1 protein-coding gene is annotated in these 645 nt (G+C 70.5%); it reads left to right on the top strand.

Going from position 1 to position 645, the window contains the following annotated elements; all coding sequences use genetic code 11:
- On the top strand, nt 1–645 hold a 645-nt coding region (locus tag NS283_RS18155), incomplete at both ends, for an ABC transporter permease subunit (RefSeq protein WP_440589448.1).

Here is a 645-nt window from a genome sequence, read left to right as displayed (position 1 = left end):
GTCAGCGGCTTCGTCGGCGCCCTGGCCGCGGTGCTGATGGTCAACCACGACTGGCCGGTGATCCCGGCCACGCTGGCCTGCCTGGCGGGCGGCGCGCTCATCGGTGCGGCGCAGGGCTGGTTCGTGGCCTATGCGCGCATCCCCTCCTTCATCGTCACGCTGGCCGGCATGCTGGTGTTCAAGGGCCTGGCGCTGGCACTGCTGCAGGGCCAGTCGGTGGGCCCCTTCCCCGACACCTTCCAGCGCCTGAGTTCGGGCTTCATCCCCGACGGCTTCGGCATCCAGGGCCTGCGCCTGACTTCGCTGCTGCTGGGCGTGGCCATGGCGGCCGCCTTCGCCGTTGCCGGCTGGCGCGGACGGCAGCGCCATCAGGCCCACGGCATCGCGGTCGAGCCTGCCGGCTTGTTCGCGGCCACGACGCTGGTGTTCGCGGGCCTCCTGATCGGCTTCTCGTGGATGCTGGCCTCCTACCGCGGCCTGCCCAACGTGCTGGTGGTGATGGCGGTGCTGATCGTTCTGTTCGACTTCGTCACCCGCCGCACCACGCTCGGCCGCCGGGTCTATGCCCTGGGCGGCAACGAGAAGGCGGCGCGCCTGTCGGGCATCGACACCCGGCGCCTGAGCTTCTATGCCTTCGTCAACATG

Source organism: Microbacterium testaceum (genome assembly GCF_001476285.1).
In the GTDB taxonomy this organism is placed as follows: Bacteria; Actinomycetota; Actinomycetes; order Actinomycetales; family Microbacteriaceae; genus Microbacterium; species Microbacterium testaceum_B.
Note: the sequence above shows the minus strand (reverse complement) of the source record. Positions and strands in the feature narration are given on the sequence as shown.